This window comes from Flavobacterium glycines (genome assembly GCF_900100165.1).
Taxonomy (GTDB): Bacteria; Bacteroidota; Bacteroidia; order Flavobacteriales; family Flavobacteriaceae; genus Flavobacterium; species Flavobacterium glycines.
In genome coordinates, this window is record NZ_FNEO01000001.1 from 971,396 (window position 1) to 991,960 (window position 20,565).

The window sequence follows — 20,565 nt, forward strand, 5'->3', positions numbered from 1 at the left end:
TTACCAGTTTTTAAAAGGATTTTTACTCAAATAAGAATTATAATAACGTTTGTCGTTTGTTACTTCTTCGCCTAGCCAGCTTGGCTTTTCAAATAATTCAGTTTCTGATTGCAGTTCTATTTCGGCCATTTCTAAACCTTCGTTTTCGCCGTAAAATTCATCTATTTCGTAGATGTGATTGCCAATTTTTACTTCAAAACGCGTTTTGTCGATTACTCCTTTTTCGCAAAGCAACAACAAATTTTTAGCTTCATCCACTGGGATTTCTTTTTCCCATTCAAAACGGGACATGCCACTTGTGTTTGAACTGCCTTTTATGGTTAAATAAGCCTTGTTTTCTTTTATTCTAACACGAACTGTGCGCTCAGGATTTGAATTCAAATAACCTTGAATTATGCGTTTTTGGGAAAAAGCTTCTTTTTTATACGCATCTGAAGTCACTAAAAATTTTCGTTCGATTTCTAACATTTTAATTATAAAATTTCAATGGCTAAAGGTAGATTATTCTTTGATAATTTTAAATGTTTGTGGCGAATCAGTATTAGAAATTTTAAGAATATAAAAACCGGCGTTAAGTTTTGAAACATCTATAGAACCATCGCTGCTTTTTCCATGTAAAACAGCATTTGCTTCAAAATCAAAAAAGTCATAATCAAAACTCTTATAATCGTAATTTTTTATTGTAATTACAGTTGAAGCAGGATTAGGGAATACGAATGGTTTTGGTACAGTAATAGTTTCAACATAAGGAATGTTGTTGCATGCGCTTTCTATCAAGGTTTCTAAATCTTTTTCATCAAAAACTAAGGTGTAATCCAATTTTTTTGCTTTTTCAAATAATTCACAAGCCTCGCTGTATTTTTTTTGATCGAGGTAAATGATGCCTAAATTTTTCATTGCATACGAATTGTTCTTATCCATTTTTAAGGCTTCTTTTAAATCCTCAATTCCTTTTTCAGATTCGCCAAGTTTGTGATAGATAAGACCTCTGGTGGTTCTTAAATCTCTCCCGCCATAATTGGATGAATGTTGTATGATTGCTTTTTCCTTTTGGAAAGCGATGGTGATATTTTCCATGGCTTTTTCATATTCGCCAATATCACTATATAATTTCGCCAATGACCATCTCGCGTGCCCGTGTCCCGTATGTGCTGTAACTATTTTTTCTAAATAATAGCGCGCTAAGTCGGTAGATTTTTTTTGTTGTAAATAATTCGCAAAATTATATAAAATCCGATAGTCATCTGGTGCTGCTATCATTGCTTTTACATAGTATTGATTTGCGGTGTTTTCCATTTCAAGATCTCCATAAAGGTTAGCAAACAAGTCGTAGAGCAGACTTTTTAATTTGTTTCTATTTGCTTTCACAGTTTCGGAAACTATTTTTGTAGTATCACTTTCATTTTTCTTGATTATCCAGTCTACTTTTTTTAAATCATCAATTGCTAAGAGTCTATTGCCCAGCCGAGCTCTCAAATCACCTCTGTTGAACAAGTCGTTTAGAAAAGTTGGATTGAAATTGGTTTTGGTGTTTAATTCGTTAAGTAGTTTAAGGTATTTTTTTGAATTTTCTTCGTTTTCTTTATTATTAAAAGGTAATTTGTGGTCAGTTCTGCTTAATAATTTTCCGTGCGAAAAGTTCCAAGTGACTAATTTTTCGCCATGATCGTTGTATTGATAGGAATAGGAATCTCTTTTTCCTTTGCTGTCAAAATAGAAAACCTCGTTAATCTTTCCATTATTATAATAGGTTTTTATACTGTCCATCAGTTTGTCAACTCCTCTCCACTCTTCAATGGATACTATTTTATTTTTATAGTAGTATTTGTGAACATTTTTGTTGGAATTGGTTTGGCTCCATAATAATACAGGGAAAAGTAGCAATATGTAAAGTTTTTTTTCCATGGTTTTGAGTTAATTAGCTTTTCAAATGTATTATTTTTTTATGAATTAGCTTACATTTTTTTAAAAAAAGAAAAATTTTCTGAAGTTTTTTTAATTCTTTTTTATGAATATGTTGACGGGTTTTAATTTGCCGATTTGTATTTTTACAAAAACAGAGATTTATGCGATTAATAAAAGCAAAGATAAAACCGACTTTTGTGCAACGATTAACTTGTTTTTTTGAAGAAAGTTCCACATGGCGTGAAGAAAAAAATAATCTGGAGCCTTTAATTGAGCTGATTCAGCTAATTCGGCCTATAAAAACTAAAGGTTTAAAAGAGGTAAACTTATTTGAGTTGATCGCTTTTTTAAAAGATAATCCTTCCAACAGAAAAGAGTTGTCTGTTTATTTGAAAGAAATTCTTAGCAACAGGAAATTTAATAAGATTTTTTCGGATGCTGCTATTTTGCAGGATGTGGATTTTATATTTGAAGTTAAAAAAAGAATTTTAGCTAAAATTTTACCGTATCAACCACAAAAAGATACTTTGGAATACGTTCTTAATCAGGTTTTTTATTTGGCTACTGATAGTGTCTGGATTGCTAAAATTCCGATGGATCAATTAGAAGAATTGTACGATCTTTTGGAATTTGAATCAATGTATGAAAGTGTTGAAACTAATTCGGCTTTGTCCGAATTATTAATCGCCATGCATTTAATTACGCAGCGTATTAGTGGTCGGGCCATGGAGACTGATGTGATTAAGATGGTCCCGGAATTTGATAATCTGGAAAGTCCTTTTTCAGCTTTTGAGAAGGAGTTGTTTTTAATTGAAGATGAGATTATAAAATCGGAAAATCATTTTATTGCTTCAGGAGATTTGTCTTTTGCGCATCTTTTAGTATTGCTTAAGCATTGTGAAGAATTTGTAGAGAAAGCATTTCGAAATAGTTCTAAATACGGAATTTCACTTCGGGTAAATCAGAATTTATTAAAAATAAAGCAGCAATTAGACAGACTTAAATTCCTTATTTCATTACTAAAAGTAGCAAATGAAGGAGATAAGAAGAACAACGGAATTATGATGGCCTTGCAGTTAATACAATTTAATTGCTATAAAAATAATGTCAGAAAGTTTATTGGTGAAAGCATTCAGTTGATTTCTTATGAAATTACGCAGCATACAGCAAAAACCGGTGAAAAATACATTACTGAAAGCAGGAAGGAGTATTTTAAAATGTTTTGGAATGCACTTGGAGGAGGATTTATAGTTGGGATTTTATGTGTTATTAAAGTTTTACTAGCAAAAGTAGATACCAGCATTTTCGGTTCGGCTTTTCTTTATAGTATGAATTATGCTTTTGGATTTATCGCTATCTATATTTTAGGATTTACTTTGGCAACAAAACAACCGGCAATGACGGCTTCTGCATTGATAAAAGCTTTAGAGGAAGGGGAGTCAAAGCAAGGTAAGAAAACGGAGAAATATAATGCTTTTGCAATACTTTTTGCTCGTGTTTTCCGGTCTCAATTTATAGCATTTGTAGGCAATGTGATTATGGCTTTCCCTCTATCATTACTGGGTATCTGGCTTATAGATTATACCCTTGATTATAATATTGCTGCCGCAAAATGGGAAAAATTAATTACCGATTTAAGTCCGGTTCATTCCTTGGCTATTTTTCATGCAGCTATAGCAGGAGTGTTTTTGTTTTTGTCCGGAATTATTTCAGGAAGTGTAACAAACAGAGATAAGCATAATCAGGTTTATTTTCGTATTGCCGAACATCCTTTATTGAAAAAGAGTATTGGTAAACTCAGAACACAAAAATTAGCTGCTTTGTATGAGAAAAAATGGGCAGGAATTATTTCTAATTTTTGGTTTGGTGTTTTTATGGGGAGTACTGCATCTATTGGTATTTTTTTAGGGTTAAATCTGGATATAAGGCATATTACATTTGCTAGCGGGAACTTGGCTTTGGGTTTGTATGGGGCTAATTATGACATAAGTGATGTGATGTTATTTTGGGGTATTTTTGGAATTGGAGTCATAGGCTTGGTTAATTTTATGGTTAGTTTTAGTCTTTCTTTAGGGTTGGCTTTCCGATCGCGGGCTATACCATTAGGTGAATTGCGTTTTGTTACAGCTTCAATTTGGAATCATTTTAAGTCAAAACCCTTTAGTTTCTTTTTTCCAACAGAAAGAAAATTAAAATCGGCCGTTGTGGAAAATTATTTACAGGCAGAAAAAGATAAGTAAGGTATTTTATACTTTTGTTTAAGATGCTCGAACTAAATCTAAATAGAAAGATTATACACATTGACATGGATGCTTTTTATGCATCGGTGGAGCAAATGGATAATCCTGAACTTCGTGGAAAACCCATTGCTGTAGGCGGATCTGAAAACAGAGGTGTTGTAGCAGCAGCTAGTTATGAGGCGAGAAAATTTGGAGTACGGAGTGCTATTAGCGGAGTTTTGGCTAAAAAATATTGTCCCGAAATTATTTTTGTGCGTCCTCGATTTGAGCGTTATAAGGAAATTTCGAATCAAATTCATAAAATTTTCCGTGAGTATACTGATATGATTGAGCCATTGTCACTTGATGAAGCTTATCTTGATGTTACCCAAAATAAAAAAGGAAATCCCAGTGCGAGTTTATTAGCACAGGAAATTAGAAATCGCATTTTTAATGAAGTGGGTTTGACGGCTTCGGCTGGAATTTCGATTAATAAATTTGTAGCCAAGATTGCCAGTGATTACAATAAGCCTAATGGACAAAAAACGGTAACTCCTGATGAAGTAATTCCTTTTTTAGAAGCTTTGCCAATCAGAAAATTTTATGGTGTGGGGAAAGTAACAACCGAGAAAATGTACCAACTGGGGATTTTTACCGGATTGGAATTGAAAAGCAAATCATTGGAATTTCTGGAAAAACATTTTGGGAAATCAGGCAGCTATTATTACTATGTAGTTCGTGGGATTCATAATAGTGAAGTAAAATCCAGCAGGATTGCAAAATCAGTTGCTGCTGAACATACTTTTGACGTAAATCTTTCTTCAGAAGTTTTTATGTTAGAACAATTGGAAATCATCGCAAATAGTTTAGAGCGAAGGCTTAAAAGGCATAATGTTTCCGGTAAAACGGTAACACTAAAGATAAAATACAGCGATTTTAGCCAGCAAACACGCAGTAAAACCTTGCCTTATTTTATTGCAGATAAAGGACTGATTTTAGAAAATGTAAAGGAATTGTTGTACCAGGAACGCATGAAAGATTCAGTTCGCTTACTGGGGATTTCGATGAGTAATTTAAATACTGAAGTAAAAAAATCGGTTGTTGTTCAATTGAAATTTGATTTTTAAAAATAGAAAACCCTTCTTTTTGGGAAGGGTTTGTATTTAATATTATAATTTGAAATTAGTCTTTACTTGATAGTTTAGAAAGTAATCTTAAAAACTCAACATATAACCAAACTAAGGTAATCATCAATCCCATGGCGCCAAACCATTCCATGTATTTAGGCATTCTTTCTTTTACGCCCTCTTCGATACGGTCAAAGTCTAAGAATAAGTTTAATGCTGCAATTACAATTACAAAAACACTAATTCCGATGCTCCATAAAGAGTTTCCGTAGTGAACAGGTTGGTAACTTGTGAACATTGAAAACAACCAGGAAATAAGGTAATATGTAGCGATAGCTAAGGTAGCAGCAACAACAACTGATTTGAATTGTTCAGTTACTTTTACAATTTGGTATTTATACAATCCTAAACATACTGCAAAAGTAGCAAAAGTAGCTCCTACAGCCTGAATTACGATACCGGGATATTGTACTTCAAAAATGGCTGAAACGCCTCCTATAAATAGACCTTCAAAAACCGCATAACCCGGAGCCAGATAACCCGAATATTGTGGTTTGAAAACGGAGATGACTACTAAAATAAATCCAATGATAGCTCCGCCTATGGTTGGGACAATTGGATTCATTCCATTAAAAGTCATCCACCAGGTAATCATAGCGGCAGCTGTAAGCAATAAGAATAGTAAAATTGTTTTATTGATTGTTCCTGAAATTGTCATTTCTTGGTCATAACCAATTACAGTTGCTTCATGCACTTGTTCTGCTTTTGAAGTAGGAGAAAAGCTTTTATTGTTTAAAAACGGGTTTTTTGATTTAAAATCCATGTTAAATTCATTTTAATGTTAGTCAAATATAATTGATATTTTTCAAGATAGTTGTTTAATTCTTCTTAATTTTTTTTAAATAGGTATCACTTTCAAGTTTGTTTACTATTGTGTTGAAGAACAAAAAATGGAACGTTATGAATAAAAAAAATCCGTCTTGTTTGGTAACGAGACGGATTGTATTGGGTTAAATATCTTTTAGATAATTTCAGAAACTCTCAAAGTGTTTACCATTCCTTTATCTTTAATTGGCATAGAAGCTAAGTTGATGATGTAGTCACCAGCTGCTACGTGTCCTTTTTCTTTAGCTATATTGTTGATATCAGTTACAGTTGTGTCTGTACTTTCTTCTTTGTCATAGAAGTAAGTTCTAACTCCCCATAATAAGCTTAATTGTGTAAGGATTCTTGTGTTTGAAGTAAATACTAAAATTTCAGCAGTGCTAGGTCTCCAAGCTGATAATTGGAATGCTGTATAGCCACTGTTAGTCATTGTAGAAATAGCTTTTGCTTCAATAGAATTAGCCATAACTGCAGCGTGACGACAAATAGTTTTAGTGATAAAACGGTTTGTTTTGATTTGTGGAGTGTTTTGTGGAACCTGAATTAATGAAGAGTTCTCAACTGCCTCACAAATCTGAGTCATTTTTTGAATAACTTGTACCGGATAATTTCCTGTAGCTGTTTCTCCTGAAAGCATTACAGCGTCAGCACCGTCCATTACAGAGTTAGCAACGTCATTTACTTCAGCTCTGGTAGGAGTTAAGCTGGTAATCATAGTTTCCATCATTTGTGTGGCAACGATAACAGGTATTCTCGCGGTTTTAGCTCTGCGAATTAAGTCTTTTTGTACCAATGGAACTTCGTGAGCAGGTAATTCTACTCCAAGGTCTCCACGGGCAACCATCAAAGCATCACAATAGGCTACAATTTTATCCATGTTTTCTAATGCTTCCGGCATTTCGATTTTAGCAACAATTGGAATTTTGTATTCTGAGTGCTCAGCAATTAAGTCTTGTAAGTCTTGTAAATCACGCGGTGTTTTCACGAAAGAAAGAGCGATCCAGTCTACTTTTTGTCCAATAGCAAAAATAGCGTCTGCGATATCTTTTTCAGTCAAAGCCGGAAGAGAGATTTTGGTATTTGGAAGGTTAACTCCTTTTTTAGATTTTAATTCACCACCTTGAATTACTCTGGCAACAACTTCTGTTTTTTTATCAGTAGAAACGATTTCGAAAATTAATTTTCCGTCATCTAATAAGATTCTTTCACCAGGATTTACATCGTTAGGAAAGTTTTGGTATTTCATGAAAACTCTCTCAGCAGTTCCAATTATGTCTTCGGCTGTAGTAAATGTGATTAAATCACCGTCATTAACAACAACACCGTCGTTCATTACCCCAACACGAAGTTTTGGTCCTTGTAAGTCTGCTAGTATGGCTGTAGTATAACCGAATTCTTCATTAAGGTCGCGGATGATTTTTATTCTGTTTTCTACATCAGTATAATCAGCGTGGGAAAAGTTAATTCTAAATACGTTTACACCTGCTTCAACCATATCTTTTATGGTTTCTCTTGTGCCGCAAGCAGGCCCAAGGGTAGCCACAATTTTAGTTTTCTTGTTTGTTGTAATCATTTGCATTAAAAAATTAGATTGTTTTTAGATTTTATTTGTTTTGTTTCAACAGTATAAACTGTTGTTATGTTTTCTATAGTATTTAATATTGTTTTTATTTTATTGACATCGATGCTGTTATCGGTGTTGTCTATTTTTAAAAAATAATCAGCTTTTTTAAACTCAGGCAAAAGGTAGACTTTGGTCGAAATCCCTTCATTTGTGTTTGAAAATAAGTCTTGTACCTGGTTGTTGTTTTGTTGAACTACTTCGTTTATATTCTGAACTAAGTTCCAGGCAACAGTGTTTTCTTCGTCATAGAAATAAAATCTTGAAAATTTTGTTTCACCTTCTTTGATATTGATATGAACTTCATCTGCGCTTTTAGCCAAATTTATTGGAAGTTTCTGATTGATAAAATATGCCAATCTATAATCTTCTAAAGAAGTGTGAATTGCGATAAGATTGTAATCAATTTCATCAAATTCGTCAAGACTTAATTTATGAACAGCCATCTTCATTAAAAATAAAGATGTAAATATACTATTTCTGCCGAAGTTTAAGTGTTGAAAATATAATGATTTCGTTAAATTTAAAACGAAAACGTTGTAGCTTTAAGGAATTTGGTATTATTTTTTGTTCATTTTTTCCTGAAATGCAAAATAGGCGCGTTGAGAAGCTTTTTCTTCGGCTTTCTTTTTAGAAGTTGCTCTTGCTTTTGCAACTACTTTTTCGTCAATGCTTAATTTTACACCAAAAAGACGTTGGCCATCTAAGGCATTGTCTTCAAAAATATCATAATGGAATTGTCTCTTTTCTTTTTGACACCATTCGATAATTAAGCTTTTGTAGCTAATTACTTTTCCTTCAAGTCTTGAGATGTCCACATAAGGAGTGATTACTTTTTTCTGAATAAATTTTTCGCAAAAAGAATACCCTTTGTCCAGGTAAATGGCGCCTATAAGTGATTCAAAAATATTTCCATGTATGTTTTCACCAAAATGCTGTACAGGAACTTTGCTGTCTACAAAACGAATAAGGTCTAAATCTTTTCCCAGTTCGTTAAGGTGTTCTCTGCTTACAATTTTAGAGCGCATTTTTGTTAAGTAGCCTTCATCTCCATGTGGTACTTCGTTGAATAGGTGTGCTGCAATTACTGAGCTCAACATGGCATCACCTAAAAATTCTAAACGTTCATAGCTAACAGGATTTCCCTTTGAGTCTGTTTTTCCGGAAGAGCGATGAGTAAAGGCTTTATGGTAATGATTTAATTCACTTGGCGGAAAGCCAAGTATTTTTTGAATAGCTTCAAAAAAAATCCCGTCTTCTTGAGAACGGGATTTTGTGAATATTTTTTTGAATATACTCATAGTATAAAATTAGAATCCTAATTTTTTTACTAATACACAAGCATTGTGACCTCCAAAACCAAAAGTATTACTCATTACAACGTTCATATCTCTTTTTTGAGCAGTGTTGAAAGTGAAGTTTAACTTAGAGTCAATTTTTTGATCATCTGTGAAATGATTAATTGTAGGAGGAACTATTCCGTGTTTTATTGAGAGGATTGCAGAGATCGTTTCGATAGCTCCTGCAGCTCCTAACAAGTGACCCGTCATAGATTTAGTTGAATTTAAATTCATGGTATAAGCATGTTCTCCAAAAACTTGTTCGATTGCTTTACTTTCGGCCATGTCTCCAAGAGGAGTTGAAGTTCCGTGCATGTTTACTCCGTCAACGTCAGTTGGTTTTAAACCAGCATCTCTTAAACAGTTCAACATTACGTTTCTGGCACCTAATCCTTCCGGATGTGGAGCTGTAATGTGATGTGCATCTGCCGACATACCGCCACCGCCTATTTCGCAATAGATTTTAGCGCCACGTGCCACAGCATGCTCGTATTCTTCAAGAATGATTGCTCCCGCACCTTCACCAAGTACAAATCCGTCACGGTCTTTGTCCATTGGTCTTGAAGCTGTTTTAGGGTCGTCGTTTCTTGTAGATAAGGCGTGCATAGCATTAAATCCTCCCATACCTGCAATGGTTACAGCAGCTTCTGAACCTCCGGTTACCATAACGTCGGCATGACCTAATCTAATGTAATTGAATGCATCAATAATAGCGTTTGTTGAAGAAGCACAAGCGGAAACAGTTCCAAAGTTAGGGCCTCTGAAGCCATATTTAATTGAAATATGTCCGCAAGCAATATCGCCAATCATTTTTGGGATAAAAAACGGATTGAATCGAGGTGTTCCGTCACCGGCAGCATAATTAAGAACTTCAATTTGGAAAGTTTCTAAACCTCCAATTCCTGATCCCCAAATTACCCCTGCACGATCTTTGTCTACTTTCTCTAAATCAAAATTAGCATCTTTCATTGCTTCGTCAGAAGAAACCATGGCATATTGAGCATAACGATCCATTTTTCGGGCTTCTTTTCGATCAATAAATTCTTCAACATTGAAGTTTTTAAGTTCGCAAGCAAATTGAGTTCTAAATTTTGAAGCATCAAAATAAGTTATAGGTGCAGCTCCACTAACTCCGTTAATTAAGCCATTCCAATACTCTTCAATATTGTTTCCAATAGGAGTAAGGGCGCCTAAACCTGTTACAACAACTCGTCTTAATACCATATATTTTGTATTTTGTTATCTTTAAACAAGCAAAACCCACGCTTTCTTTTGTTTTTTATACCTAAAGAGCCATGGGTGTTACATTATGTGTAATTGATTGAAATTCAATCGCAATTTAATTTTGAAAAAATAATAACACCCGAATTTCTAAAAATACCAACTTTCAAAAAACAAATTCCAATTTTTGGATTTGGATATTCAAATTTTGGAATTTTTAGAAACCGGGTGTAAATGTATTATTTTTTAGCTTCTTCGATGTAAGAAATAGCTTGACCAACAGTAGCAATGTTTTCAGCTTGATCGTCTGGAATTTGAATGTCAAATTCTTTTTCGAACTCCATAATAAGCTCAACAGTGTCTAATGAGTCAGCTCCTAAATCATTAGTGAAGCTTGCTTCTGTTACAACTTCGTTTTCGTCAACGCCTAATTTGTCTACGATAATCGCTTTTACTCTTGATGCAATGTCTGACATAATCTTTAATTTTAGAATTTAATTTTGTGGCAAAAATAAAAAACTTTATTTTAAAACAATCATTAAGTTGATAAATGTGATGTCTAAAATAAAAAATAATTTTGAACAAAGACTTCCTGATGCTATTTAATTTCGTTTTTTATTCTTTTTTTTGTGTGACTTAAATGTGATGAATTATGAAAAAAATAGTTGTTTTTGCTTCTGGATCCGGTACTAATGCTGAGAATATCATTAAATATTTTAAAGGTGGTGCTATTGGAGAAGTGGTAACTGTGTTTACCAATAATGCAAATGCAAAAGTTATTGACAGAGCTAAAAATAATGCTGTTGCTGTAGAAATTTTTACAAAATCAGAGTTAAATGAAATCGGATTAGTGGAAAAAGTTAATGCTATTCAGCCTGATTTGATTGTTTTGGCAGGTTTCTTATTGAAATTTCCTGATGAACTAATTGCTTCTTATCCTGATAAAATAGTTAATATACATCCTGCTCTATTGCCTAAATATGGTGGGAAAGGAATGTACGGGATGCATGTGCATAATGCTGTAGTGGAAAATAAAGAAAAAGAATCCGGTATTACAATTCATTATGTGAATGAGAATTATGATGAAGGGGCGATAATTTTTCAAAAAAGTGTGGTGGTGTTGTCTACTGATACGCCTGAAGTGGTGGCTGAAAAAATCCATGAATTGGAGCAAAGATATTTTCCGGCTGTTCTTGCTGATTTGTTAAAAAGCTAAATTGTTAATTTGAGTTATCAAGTACATATATATACTGATGGAGCTGCCAAGGGGAATCCCGGTCCCGGAGGTTATGGGGTGGTTATGGAGTTGGTAGGGACTGCCCATCGAAAGGAGTTTTATGAAGGTTTCCGTTATACAACTAATAATCGTATGGAATTGCTGGCGGTTATTGTGGGGCTTGAAAAATTAAAAAATCCCAATATGAGTGTTTTGGTAGTTTCGGATTCTAAGTATGTGGTGGATTCGGTTGTAAAGAAATGGGTTTTTGGTTGGGAGAAAAAAGCTTTTGCAGGGAGAAAAAATGCCGATTTATGGAAGCGATTTTTGATAGTTTACCGAAAGCATCAGGTTGATTTTAAATGGATAAAAGGGCATAATAATCATCCTCAAAATGAGCGTTGTGATGCATTGGCTGTCTTTGCATCTAGTCAAAAGATATTGTCTGTTGATGCTTTTTATGAGGAAGCAGGAGAGTGAGTTGATTTAGTTTTCGTAAATTCACTTTATGGCTAAAATTATTCTCATATTGTTTCTTTTGTTTTTAGGTTTTGTTTTTCCGCAAAAATCCTGGGATTTAACGTTGAACAAAGATGGGATTAAGGTTTATACCCGAAAAATGGATTCTGTTGCCATAAAAGAATATAAAGTAACAATGCAGGTTAATGTTCCAATTGATACAGTGCTAAAAAAAGTTTTGGATATAAAAAAGTTGAAGTATTGGAGTTACAGAATAGCTGAATCGGATTTGGTAAAAAAAATTAATGATTCGACTTGGATTTTTTATATTCATAATGATGTGGAGTGGCCTGTAAAAGACCGTGATCATGTTTCAAAAGTTCAGCTTCAAAAAAGGAATGAGGTTTATAAAGTCTTGCTTACGCCTTATAATAATTTTGTGAGGGAGAAAAAAGATATTGTCAGAATAACAAAGTTTAGAGGTCTCTGGACTTTAAAAAAAATAGATTCGGGTCGAACTCAGGTTACTCAACAGTTATACGGTGATCCTGAATTAAATATTCCTCCTTTTTTTATTAATATGATGATAGCTAAAGCTCCCTTCTATACTTTTAAAAATATGAAGAGTCAGTTAGAGTCAAAAGCCAAATGATAAACTGGTCTTAAAACTTTGCAACTTTGCAACATATAAATTATCTTTGCACCTTTAATTTGAAATTCATAAAATGAATAAATTATTGATTGTTGGAACAGTCGCTTTCGACGCAATTGAAACCCCATTCGGGAAAACCGACAAAATTTTAGGTGGAGCTGGAACTTATATTGGTCTTTCTGCGGCTTTCTTCAAATTACAATCAGCTATAGTCTCAGTAGTAGGAGACGATTTTCCTCAAGAATATATTGATTTATTGACTGACAGAAATATTGATGTTTCCGGACTTGAAGTTGTAAAAGGAGGGAAAACCTTTTTTTGGAGCGGTCGTTATCACAATGACTTGAATTCAAGAGATACTTTAGATACACAGTTAAATGTTTTGGCTGATTTTGAGCCAAAAGTCCCTGAAAATTTTAAAAATGCCGATGTGGTGATGCTTGGAAATCTGCATCCGTTAGTGCAAAGCGGTGTTTTAGATCAGTTAGAAAGTAAGCCAAAATTAGTAGTTTTAGATACAATGAATTTTTGGATGGATTGTGCTTTGCCTGAATTATTAGATGTAATTAAACGAGTAGATGTAATTACGGTTAATGATGAGGAGGCAAGACAGCTTTCGGGAGAATATTCATTGGTTAAGGCAGCTGCAAAAATTCAGGCAATGGGACCTGAATATGTGGTGATTAAAAAAGGAGAGCATGGCGCTTTATTGTTCCATGGAAACAATGTGTTTTTTGCACCGGCATTACCATTAGAAGAAGTTTTTGATCCAACAGGAGCAGGAGATACTTTTGCAGGAGGTTTTGCAGGATTTATTACTCAAAGTGAGAATGTTTCATTCGAAAACATGAAAAATGCAATTATTTATGGTTCAAATTTAGCTTCTTTTTGCGTAGAAAAGTTTGGAACGGAACGAATGGTTGATTTAAAGAAAGAAGAGGTTGTGTCTCGATTAAAGCAATTTAAATCATTAACACAATTTGATATAGAATTATAATGCTTTAAAGCCTCGGAAACGGGGCTTTTTTCGTTCAATATCTAAAAAACTTATAGGATTTATTAATTTAGATTAACGGATAAAGAGGCGAAAAATATAGAATTTTGTAATTCTAAAAATAATAAAGTAATCTTTAGAAATAAAGTTTCATAAAATAGAATAACACAACACACAAATACAACTACGATGAGCGATGCTTTAAAACATGAATGTGGAATAGCTTTAGTTAGATTATTGAAACCGCTTGAATTTTACAAAGAGAAGTACGGTTCTGCCTTTTATGGGATACAAAAAATGTATCTGATGATGGAGAAACAGCACAATCGCGGACAAGATGGAGCTGGTTTTGCTAGTATCAAATTGGATGTGGAACCGGGGGAAAGATATATCAGCAGAGTTCGTTCTAATCAGTCCCAGCCAATTCAGGATGTATTTTCTCAGATTAATGAAAGAATTAACGAGGAAATGATTAATAATCCCGAATATGCTGATGATGTTGCGGCGCAAAAAAAGAATATTCCTTATGTCGGGGAATTGTTCTTAGGACACGTGCGTTATGGGACTTTTGGTAAAAATAGTATTGAAAGTGTGCATCCGTTTTTGAGACAAAGTAACTGGATGCATCGTAATCTTATTTTGGCTGGAAACTTTAATATGACTAATGTTAAGGAGCTTTTTCAAAATTTAGTTGAGTTGGGTCAGCATCCAAAAGAAATGGCTGATACAGTTACTGTAATGGAAAAAATTGGTCACTTTTTGGATAAAGAAGTAATGCAGTTGTATCAGGATTGTAAAGCTGAAGGTTATTCGAAACAAGAAGCTTCGCCAGTAATTGCAGAACGATTGGATGTGGCTAAAATTTTAGCTCGTTCAGCTAAAAATTTAGATGGAGGATATGCTATGGCTGGTTTATTAGGTCATGGAGATGCATTTGTGTTTAGAGATCCTGCAGGTATTCGTCCTGCTTATTTTTATCAGGATGATGAAATTGTAGTAGTTGCGTCAGAAAGACCGGTTATTCAAACTGTTTTCAATGTGCCATTTGATAAAGTAAAAGAAATTGATCCGGGAAGTGCTTTGATTATTAAGAAAAACGGAGCGGTTTCAATGAAAGAAATTTTGACTCCAACGGTTAAAAAAGCATGTTCTTTTGAACGTATTTATTTCTCCAGAGGTAGTGATGCTGAGATTTATCAGGAAAGAAAAGATTTAGGAAAATTGATTTTGCCTGCTGTTTTAAATGCTATTGATCAGGATACTGATAATACGGTCTTTTCATATATTCCTAACACCGCAGAAACTTCTTTCTTTGGATTGGTTGAAGCAGCTCAGGATTTTCTGAATCAAAGAAAAAATAATTACATCTTAGAAAACAGAAATATTTTAACAGCAGAAACTTTAAAAGAGTTATTAGAGGTTAAAATTCGAACTGAAAAAGTAGCTATCAAAGATGCGAAGCTGAGAACATTTATTACTGCCGATGATAGTCGTGATGATTTAGTAGCTCACGTATATGATGTTACTTATGGTGTGATTAAACCAGAGGATAATCTTGTGATTATTGATGATAGTATTGTTAGAGGAACGACTCTGAAAAAGAGTATTATCAAAATGATGGATCGTTTAAATCCAAAACGTATTGTGATTGTTTCTTCGGCGCCTCAAATTCGTTATCCGGATTGTTATGGAATCGATATGGCTAAGTTAGAAGGTTTAGTTGCTTTTAGAGCTGCTCTGGAGCTTTTAAAAGAAAGAAATTTATATCATATCGTTGATGAGGTTTATGCGAAATGTAAAGCGCAAGAAGACTTCAAAGATGTAGATGTGGTAAATTATGTAACTGCTATTTATGAACCATTCACAGATCAGGAGATTTCAGATAAAATCGCTGAGATGTTGAGTTCTTCTGAAATAAAAGCAGAAGTAAAAATTATTTTCCAAACAGTAGAGGATTTGCATGTAGCCTGTCCTAAAAATTTAGGGGATTGGTATTTTACAGGAGATTATCCTACGCCTGGCGGAAACAGGGTAGTGAATCGTGCTTTCATGAATTTTTATGAAGGTAAAGATGCAAGAGCTTATTAAAAGGTAAATTGAGTTATTTATCGGTTTTTTAGGTTGTTTGTCTTGAATATTTGTTAATCAATTATATCTGAGATACATTTGACATACCATAATATTAGTAGGTTAAGTTTATGGTAGATTTGGGGCAAAAAAGGTGGAAGCAATTCCACCTTTTTTATTGGAATAAATTCAGCAAAAAGAAAATAAAATAAAGAGGAAAGACGAGCAAATTATCTTATTTGGCTCGTCTTTTTTTATTAGAATAAAGCTTTAAAATATAAAATTAACTTTGGAGTAAGAACAAAAAAATAGACAAACCAACTTTTCAGTCAATTTGTCTATTTTCTATAGTCTTTACTCTATTTTCTTATAGAAGATTATTTTTCTAAAGCATATCTTTTAGCTACTTCAGTCCAGTTGATTACATTGAAGAAAGCTTCGATATAATCTGGTCTTCTGTTTTGGTAGTTTAAGTAGTAAGCGTGTTCCCAAACGTCCATTCCTAAGATTGGAGTTCCGCCGCATCCAATACCTGGCATTAATGGGTTGTCTTGGTTTGGAGTACCACAAATGTCTAGTTTACCTCCTTTTTGAACGCATAACCAAGCCCATCCTGAACCAAATTGTGTTGCACCGGCTTTGCTGAATTTAGCTTTGAATTCTTCAAATGAACCAAAAGCATCTTCAATAGCTGCTAATAAATCACCTGTAGGTTGTCCTCCTCCATTTGGAGTCATAACAGTCCAGAAAAGATTGTGATTGTAAAATCCTCCACCATTGTTACGAACGGCAGCATTAGACATATCAAGGTTGATTAATATGTTTTCGATTGTTTTACCTTCCATATCAGTGCCGGCAATAGCAGCGTTAAGGTTGGTAGTGTAAGCATTGTGATGTTTTGTGTGGTGAATTTCCATCGTACGGGCATCAATATGTGGTTCTAGTGCGTCATACGCATAAGGTAATTGAGGTAATTCAAAAGCCATGATATTTTTATTTAAAGATTTATAAAATAATTTATCCAAAATTAAACATTTAAGTTTGGAATTGGAAATACTTACTCGTTAAATAAATTAAATAATATGGTTTTTTGTTATTTTTATTCTTTTAAGATTGAGCCATTGCTATACATATAATACTAATTTTTGCTCCCGGGATTTTTAATAAGGCACGTCCGCAGGCTTCAAGTGTAGCGCCTGTTGTAATTACATCGTCAATAATTACAAAGTGTTTATTGTGGTCTTTTTCGGTGAAATGAACATCAAAAATAGTTTCAATTCCTTCTGTTCTGCCTAATAGGTTTTTTTTAGATTGGGTTTTTGAATATACTTTTCGGAACAGAATTGTTTCATTATAATTGAGTTCCAGTTTTTCAGCAAGTGATTTTCCAAAAGTAGTCACCTGGTTATAACCTCTTTCTCTGTATTTTTTAGGATGTAACGGAACGGGAATGATTTCATCGGTTTTTAGAGAGGAAATGATTTCTTTTAAATCTTCGGTGTACCATTCGCCTAAAAGTGTTCCTACTTCTTCATGACCTTTGTATTTTAAATTGTGAATCAGTTTTTGAACAATCCCCTTTTTGTGAAAATAGAGAAAGGCTGAAGCATGTTCGACAGGAATTCGGCCGTAAAATTTCCTGAAAGCTTCGTTTTCTATTGATAAATGATGATTGGTAAGTGGGATATTGTGCCGGCAAATGCTGCAAATTACTTTTTCATTTGTAAGCAAAAGAGCATCACAACCAGAACAGCTTTTGGGAAAGAATAGATTAATGATGCTTTGAAACATATAAAGCGATTTTTATTCTAAAAATATAAAAATCAATGCTTCAAACTTTAATTTTTTTCTTTTTTTTAAATTCACTTTTTATATTTTTGCACCACTATGGCAAAACAAGAAGATATTTTTAAGAATGTAGTTTCGCATGCAAAAGAGTACGGATTTATTTTTCCGTCAAGCGAAGTTTACGATGGTTTAAGTGCAGTTTATGATTATGCACAAAACGGAGTTGAGTTAAAAAAGAACATCCGCGAATATTGGTGGAAAGCAATGGTTCAGATGAACGACAATATTGTAGGTCTTGATGCCGCAATATTAATGCACCCAACTACCTGGAAAGCTTCAGGACACGTAGATGCTTTTAACGATCCATTAATTGATAATAAAGATTCGAAAAAACGATATAGAGCCGATGTTTTAATTGAAGATTATGCTGAAAAGCTAAATCAAAAAGCAATTAAAGAAATCGAGAAAGCAAGAGTTCGTTTTGGAGATGCTTTCAACGAGGCTGAATTTGTTGCTACAAATGCCAGAGTAGTTGAATATAAAGCTAAAGAAAGAGAAATTCTGGAAAGAATGGCTCGTTCTTTAGGAAATGATGATTTGGCTGACGTAAAAGCGTTAATCGAAGAATTGGAAATTGCCTGTCCTGAATCAGGTTCCAGAAACTGGACTGAAGTAAAACAATTCAATTTGATGTTTGGTACTAAATTAGGTGCTTCTGCTGATTCGGCTATGGATTTGTATTTGCGTCCGGAGACAGCTCAGGGGATTTTTGTAAACTTTTTGAATGTTCAAAAATCGGGAAGAATGAAAGTTCCTTTTGGAATTGCTCAAACGGGTAAAGCGTTTAGAAATGAGATTGTTGCAAGACAATTTATTTTCCGTATGCGTGAATTTGAACAAATGGAAATGCAGTTTTTTGTACGTCCGGGAGAAGAAATGAAGCATTATGAATTTTGGAAAGAAGCGCGTTTAAAATGGCATTTGTCTTTAGGTTTAGGAAGAGAAAATTACCGTTTTCACGACCATGAAAAATTAGCGCACTACGCCAATGCTGCAGCGGATATTGAATTTAATTTTCCTTTTGGTTTTAAAGAATTAGAAGGAATCCACTCGCGTACCGATTTTGATTTAAAAGCGCACGAACAATATTCGGGAAGAAAATTACAGTATTTTGATCCTGAACTGAATGAAAACTACGTTCCTTATGTGGTGGAGACTTCTGTTGGATTAGATAGGATGTTCCTGGCGGTTTTTGCTACTTCTTTAAAAGAAGAAACTTTAGAAGATGGTTCTACAAGAACAGTATTAAAATTACCTGCGGTTTTGGCTCCAACAAAAGCAGCTGTGTTGCCATTGGTTAAAAAAGACGGATTGCCGGAAATTGCACATCAAATTATTGCTGATTTAAAATGGGATTTTAATGTAGCTTATGATGAGAAAGATGCTGTGGGACGTCGTTACAGAAGACAAGATGCGTTAGGAACTCCTTTCTGTATTACAGTTGATCATCAGACAATTGAAGATCAAACAGTAACTATTCGTCATAGAGATACAATGAAACAAGATCGTGTTAAAATTTCTGAATTGAAAGAAATTATCGAAAACGAAGTTTCAATGAAAAATTGGCTAATGAAAATGTAAAGCATAATTTTCTACATAGTTTTGTAGTAGAAGCTCTCCTTTTGGAGGGCTTTTTTTTTGTTTTAGACCGGTTTTTCTTGAAATAAATGTAGAATTTTGAAGATTAAAATTGGTTAACTGTGTTCTTGGTCGGATTTATTTGCTCTTTATCAACAAGGATGCACACTTTATCGATTTCTACGAGGAATTAATCTAAAAAATAAGTTAAATGTTTATTTTTAGCTAGTTGAAAAGTTGTTTTTTTAAGCTTAAAATGACTTTTTGATTTAGTTCCCAAAACTACTATAATATATTATTTAACTAGAGTTGAAGTTGCAATCTGCTCCTGCTGATGTTGTGCAAACTAATTATATTAGGGTGTACCGCAAATGAATTATTCGTACGTTATTATTGACGACAATCAAGAAAGTGTCATCGAAACCAAAGCTATGGCTGATGGTTTTTCGGAACTTAGCTTTGTCGGCTCTGCTAATAACTACGATGAAGGTTTAAATTTGATTTTAGAACACAATCCTCAATTAGTTTTTCTTGAAATCGATCCTAAAAACAAAAAAAGTAATTTGTCCTTAGCATTAATTAATGAGTTATACCGTTATTTAAATGTAATTCCTAAAATTATTGTTACTACTTCAAAGAAAGATCTGGCTTTTGAGGCTATTCAATATCAAGTTACGGATTATTTACTCAAGCCTTTAGCGCGCATTGATTTTGTTAAGTTGGTATTGAAACTTAAAAAAACTGCAGGGCTTCCGGAAAAAGAGGTTGATTTAGAAAGTTTTAAAGAAGAAGATCCGAAAAACAGTTTTATTGCTGAGCATGATACGCCAACAATTGCTGAGCCACTTATTCTTTGTATTAAGTCTTATGGGGATTACAGATATATTGATACCAGAGATATTTGTTATTTACAAGCTGATAACAATTCAACAGATATACACTTAAATACCGGGGAAATAGTTACTGCTTTTAAAACATTAAAGCATTTTGAAAATGTTTTGTCTTTCCCTTTTGTTAGAATTCATAACAGCTATATTGTAAATAGTAGCTTGATATCAAGGATTCATACTGGAAATGCAGTATGTTATATCAAGAATTCTAATGCTAAAATTCCATTCTCTAAATCGTATAAGGCAAATATAGATCTTATTATTTCTGAAATTTCAAACGGAAATTATTTAGAAATCTAAAAAAGTACATTCTGTCGCTTTATTTTAATAGTGTTTGATTTCTGGAATTTATACTGGAAATGCAGTATGCTATTAAGAATTTTGGTGCTAAAATTTCTTTCTCAAAATTGTATAAGGCAAATAATAGGTCTTAATTGTTTCTAAAATTTGAAACGGGAATTGTTTAGAAATTGAAAAAAAGTACATCCACCCGAATTTGAGGTTCATTCACTCACAAACGGGGTCATTCTACCATAAACGACT

19 protein-coding genes are annotated in these 20,565 nt (G+C 33.6%); 9 read left to right on the forward strand and 10 right to left on the reverse strand.

Going from position 1 to position 20,565, the window contains the following annotated elements; all coding sequences use genetic code 11:
- Positions 1–468, reverse strand: coding sequence for a CYTH domain-containing protein (locus tag BLR17_RS03810; RefSeq protein ID WP_066325523.1), 468 nt, complete (start codon positions 466–468; stop codon positions 1–3).
- A 33-nt stretch (positions 469–501) separates the two neighbouring features.
- Positions 502–1,905 (reverse strand): T9SS type A sorting domain-containing protein, encoded by a 1,404-nt coding sequence (locus tag BLR17_RS03815; RefSeq protein WP_066325521.1) that lies wholly within the window; start codon positions 1,903–1,905, stop codon positions 502–504.
- A gap of 161 nt (positions 1,906–2,066) precedes the next feature.
- Between BLR17_RS03815 and BLR17_RS03820 the strand changes: the two genes are divergently transcribed.
- Positions 2,067–4,145 (forward strand): recombinase, encoded by a 2,079-nt coding sequence (locus tag BLR17_RS03820; protein ID WP_066325509.1) that lies wholly within the window; start codon positions 2,067–2,069, stop codon positions 4,143–4,145.
- A 23-nt stretch (positions 4,146–4,168) separates the two neighbouring features.
- Positions 4,169–5,251, forward strand: coding sequence for a DNA polymerase IV (dinB, locus tag BLR17_RS03825; RefSeq protein ID WP_066325507.1), 1,083 nt, complete (start codon positions 4,169–4,171; stop codon positions 5,249–5,251).
- Between the two features lie 55 nt (positions 5,252–5,306).
- On the opposite strand, the gene BLR17_RS03830 is transcribed toward dinB, so the two are convergent.
- The 6 genes from BLR17_RS03830 to BLR17_RS03855 all read right to left on the reverse strand — a co-directional run bounded on the left by BLR17_RS03830 (position 5,307) and on the right by BLR17_RS03855 (position 10,794).
- The gene (locus tag BLR17_RS03830; RefSeq protein ID WP_066325506.1) at positions 5,307–6,074 is read right to left on the reverse strand and encodes a Bax inhibitor-1/YccA family protein; all 768 of its coding nucleotides are present in this window, start codon (positions 6,072–6,074) and stop codon (positions 5,307–5,309) included.
- A 198-nt stretch (positions 6,075–6,272) separates the two neighbouring features.
- A complete protein-coding gene (pyk, locus tag BLR17_RS03835) occupies positions 6,273–7,706 on the reverse strand; it encodes a pyruvate kinase (protein WP_066325596.1) in 1,434 nt (477 codons plus the stop codon).
- An 8-nt stretch (positions 7,707–7,714) separates the two neighbouring features.
- Positions 7,715–8,203: an IPExxxVDY family protein gene (locus BLR17_RS03840; protein ID WP_066325505.1), complete on the reverse strand. Its 489-nt coding sequence runs from the start codon at positions 8,201–8,203 to the stop codon at positions 7,715–7,717.
- Positions 8,204–8,317: 114 nt separating this feature from the next.
- On the reverse strand, positions 8,318–9,058 hold the full coding sequence (rnc, locus tag BLR17_RS03845; RefSeq protein WP_066325494.1) for a ribonuclease III: 741 nt from the start codon (positions 9,056–9,058) through the stop codon (positions 8,318–8,320).
- 9 nt (positions 9,059–9,067) lie between these two features.
- Positions 9,068–10,321, reverse strand: a complete 1,254-nt coding sequence (fabF, locus tag BLR17_RS03850) for a beta-ketoacyl-ACP synthase II (RefSeq protein ID WP_066325492.1) — start codon at positions 10,319–10,321, stop codon at positions 9,068–9,070.
- A 236-nt stretch (positions 10,322–10,557) separates the two neighbouring features.
- Positions 10,558–10,794: an acyl carrier protein gene (locus BLR17_RS03855; protein ID WP_007137004.1), complete on the reverse strand. Its 237-nt coding sequence runs from the start codon at positions 10,792–10,794 to the stop codon at positions 10,558–10,560.
- A gap of 176 nt (positions 10,795–10,970) precedes the next feature.
- Between BLR17_RS03855 and purN the strand changes: the two genes are divergently transcribed.
- The 5 genes from purN (at position 10,971) to BLR17_RS03880 (ending at position 15,727) form a co-directional block, all read left to right on the forward strand.
- Entirely contained in the window at positions 10,971–11,534 is a 564-nt protein-coding gene (gene purN, locus BLR17_RS03860; RefSeq protein WP_066325491.1) for a phosphoribosylglycinamide formyltransferase, read from the forward strand.
- Between the two features lie 9 nt (positions 11,535–11,543).
- Entirely contained in the window at positions 11,544–12,014 is a 471-nt protein-coding gene (rnhA, locus tag BLR17_RS03865) for a ribonuclease HI (protein ID WP_066325489.1), read from the forward strand.
- A 28-nt stretch (positions 12,015–12,042) separates the two neighbouring features.
- The gene (locus BLR17_RS03870) at positions 12,043–12,645 is read left to right on the forward strand and encodes an START domain-containing protein (protein ID WP_066325486.1); all 603 of its coding nucleotides are present in this window, start codon (positions 12,043–12,045) and stop codon (positions 12,643–12,645) included.
- Between the two features lie 73 nt (positions 12,646–12,718).
- The gene (locus tag BLR17_RS03875) at positions 12,719–13,642 is read left to right on the forward strand and encodes a PfkB family carbohydrate kinase (protein WP_066325483.1); all 924 of its coding nucleotides are present in this window, start codon (positions 12,719–12,721) and stop codon (positions 13,640–13,642) included.
- A gap of 186 nt (positions 13,643–13,828) precedes the next feature.
- Complete coding sequence (locus tag BLR17_RS03880; RefSeq protein WP_066325481.1) at positions 13,829–15,727, forward strand: amidophosphoribosyltransferase; 1,899 nt, start codon at positions 13,829–13,831, stop codon at positions 15,725–15,727.
- Positions 15,728–16,083: 356 nt separating this feature from the next.
- Here BLR17_RS03880 and BLR17_RS03885 read toward each other — a convergent pair whose 3' ends face one another.
- Both BLR17_RS03885 and BLR17_RS03890 read right to left on the reverse strand, forming a co-directional pair.
- Positions 16,084–16,692, reverse strand: coding sequence for a superoxide dismutase (locus BLR17_RS03885; protein WP_066325479.1), 609 nt, complete (start codon positions 16,690–16,692; stop codon positions 16,084–16,086).
- Between the two features lie 121 nt (positions 16,693–16,813).
- Positions 16,814–17,497 (reverse strand): ComF family protein, encoded by a 684-nt coding sequence (locus BLR17_RS03890; protein ID WP_066325477.1) that lies wholly within the window; start codon positions 17,495–17,497, stop codon positions 16,814–16,816.
- A 96-nt stretch (positions 17,498–17,593) separates the two neighbouring features.
- Between BLR17_RS03890 and BLR17_RS03895 the strand changes: the two genes are divergently transcribed.
- Together BLR17_RS03895 and BLR17_RS03900 are read left to right on the forward strand one after the other, a co-directional pair.
- The gene (locus tag BLR17_RS03895; protein WP_066325475.1) at positions 17,594–19,135 is read left to right on the forward strand and encodes a glycine--tRNA ligase; all 1,542 of its coding nucleotides are present in this window, start codon (positions 17,594–17,596) and stop codon (positions 19,133–19,135) included.
- Positions 19,136–19,503: 368 nt separating this feature from the next.
- Complete coding sequence (locus BLR17_RS03900) at positions 19,504–20,322, forward strand: LytR/AlgR family response regulator transcription factor (RefSeq protein WP_066325472.1); 819 nt, start codon at positions 19,504–19,506, stop codon at positions 20,320–20,322.
- Positions 20,323–20,565: the final 243 nt, after the last annotated feature.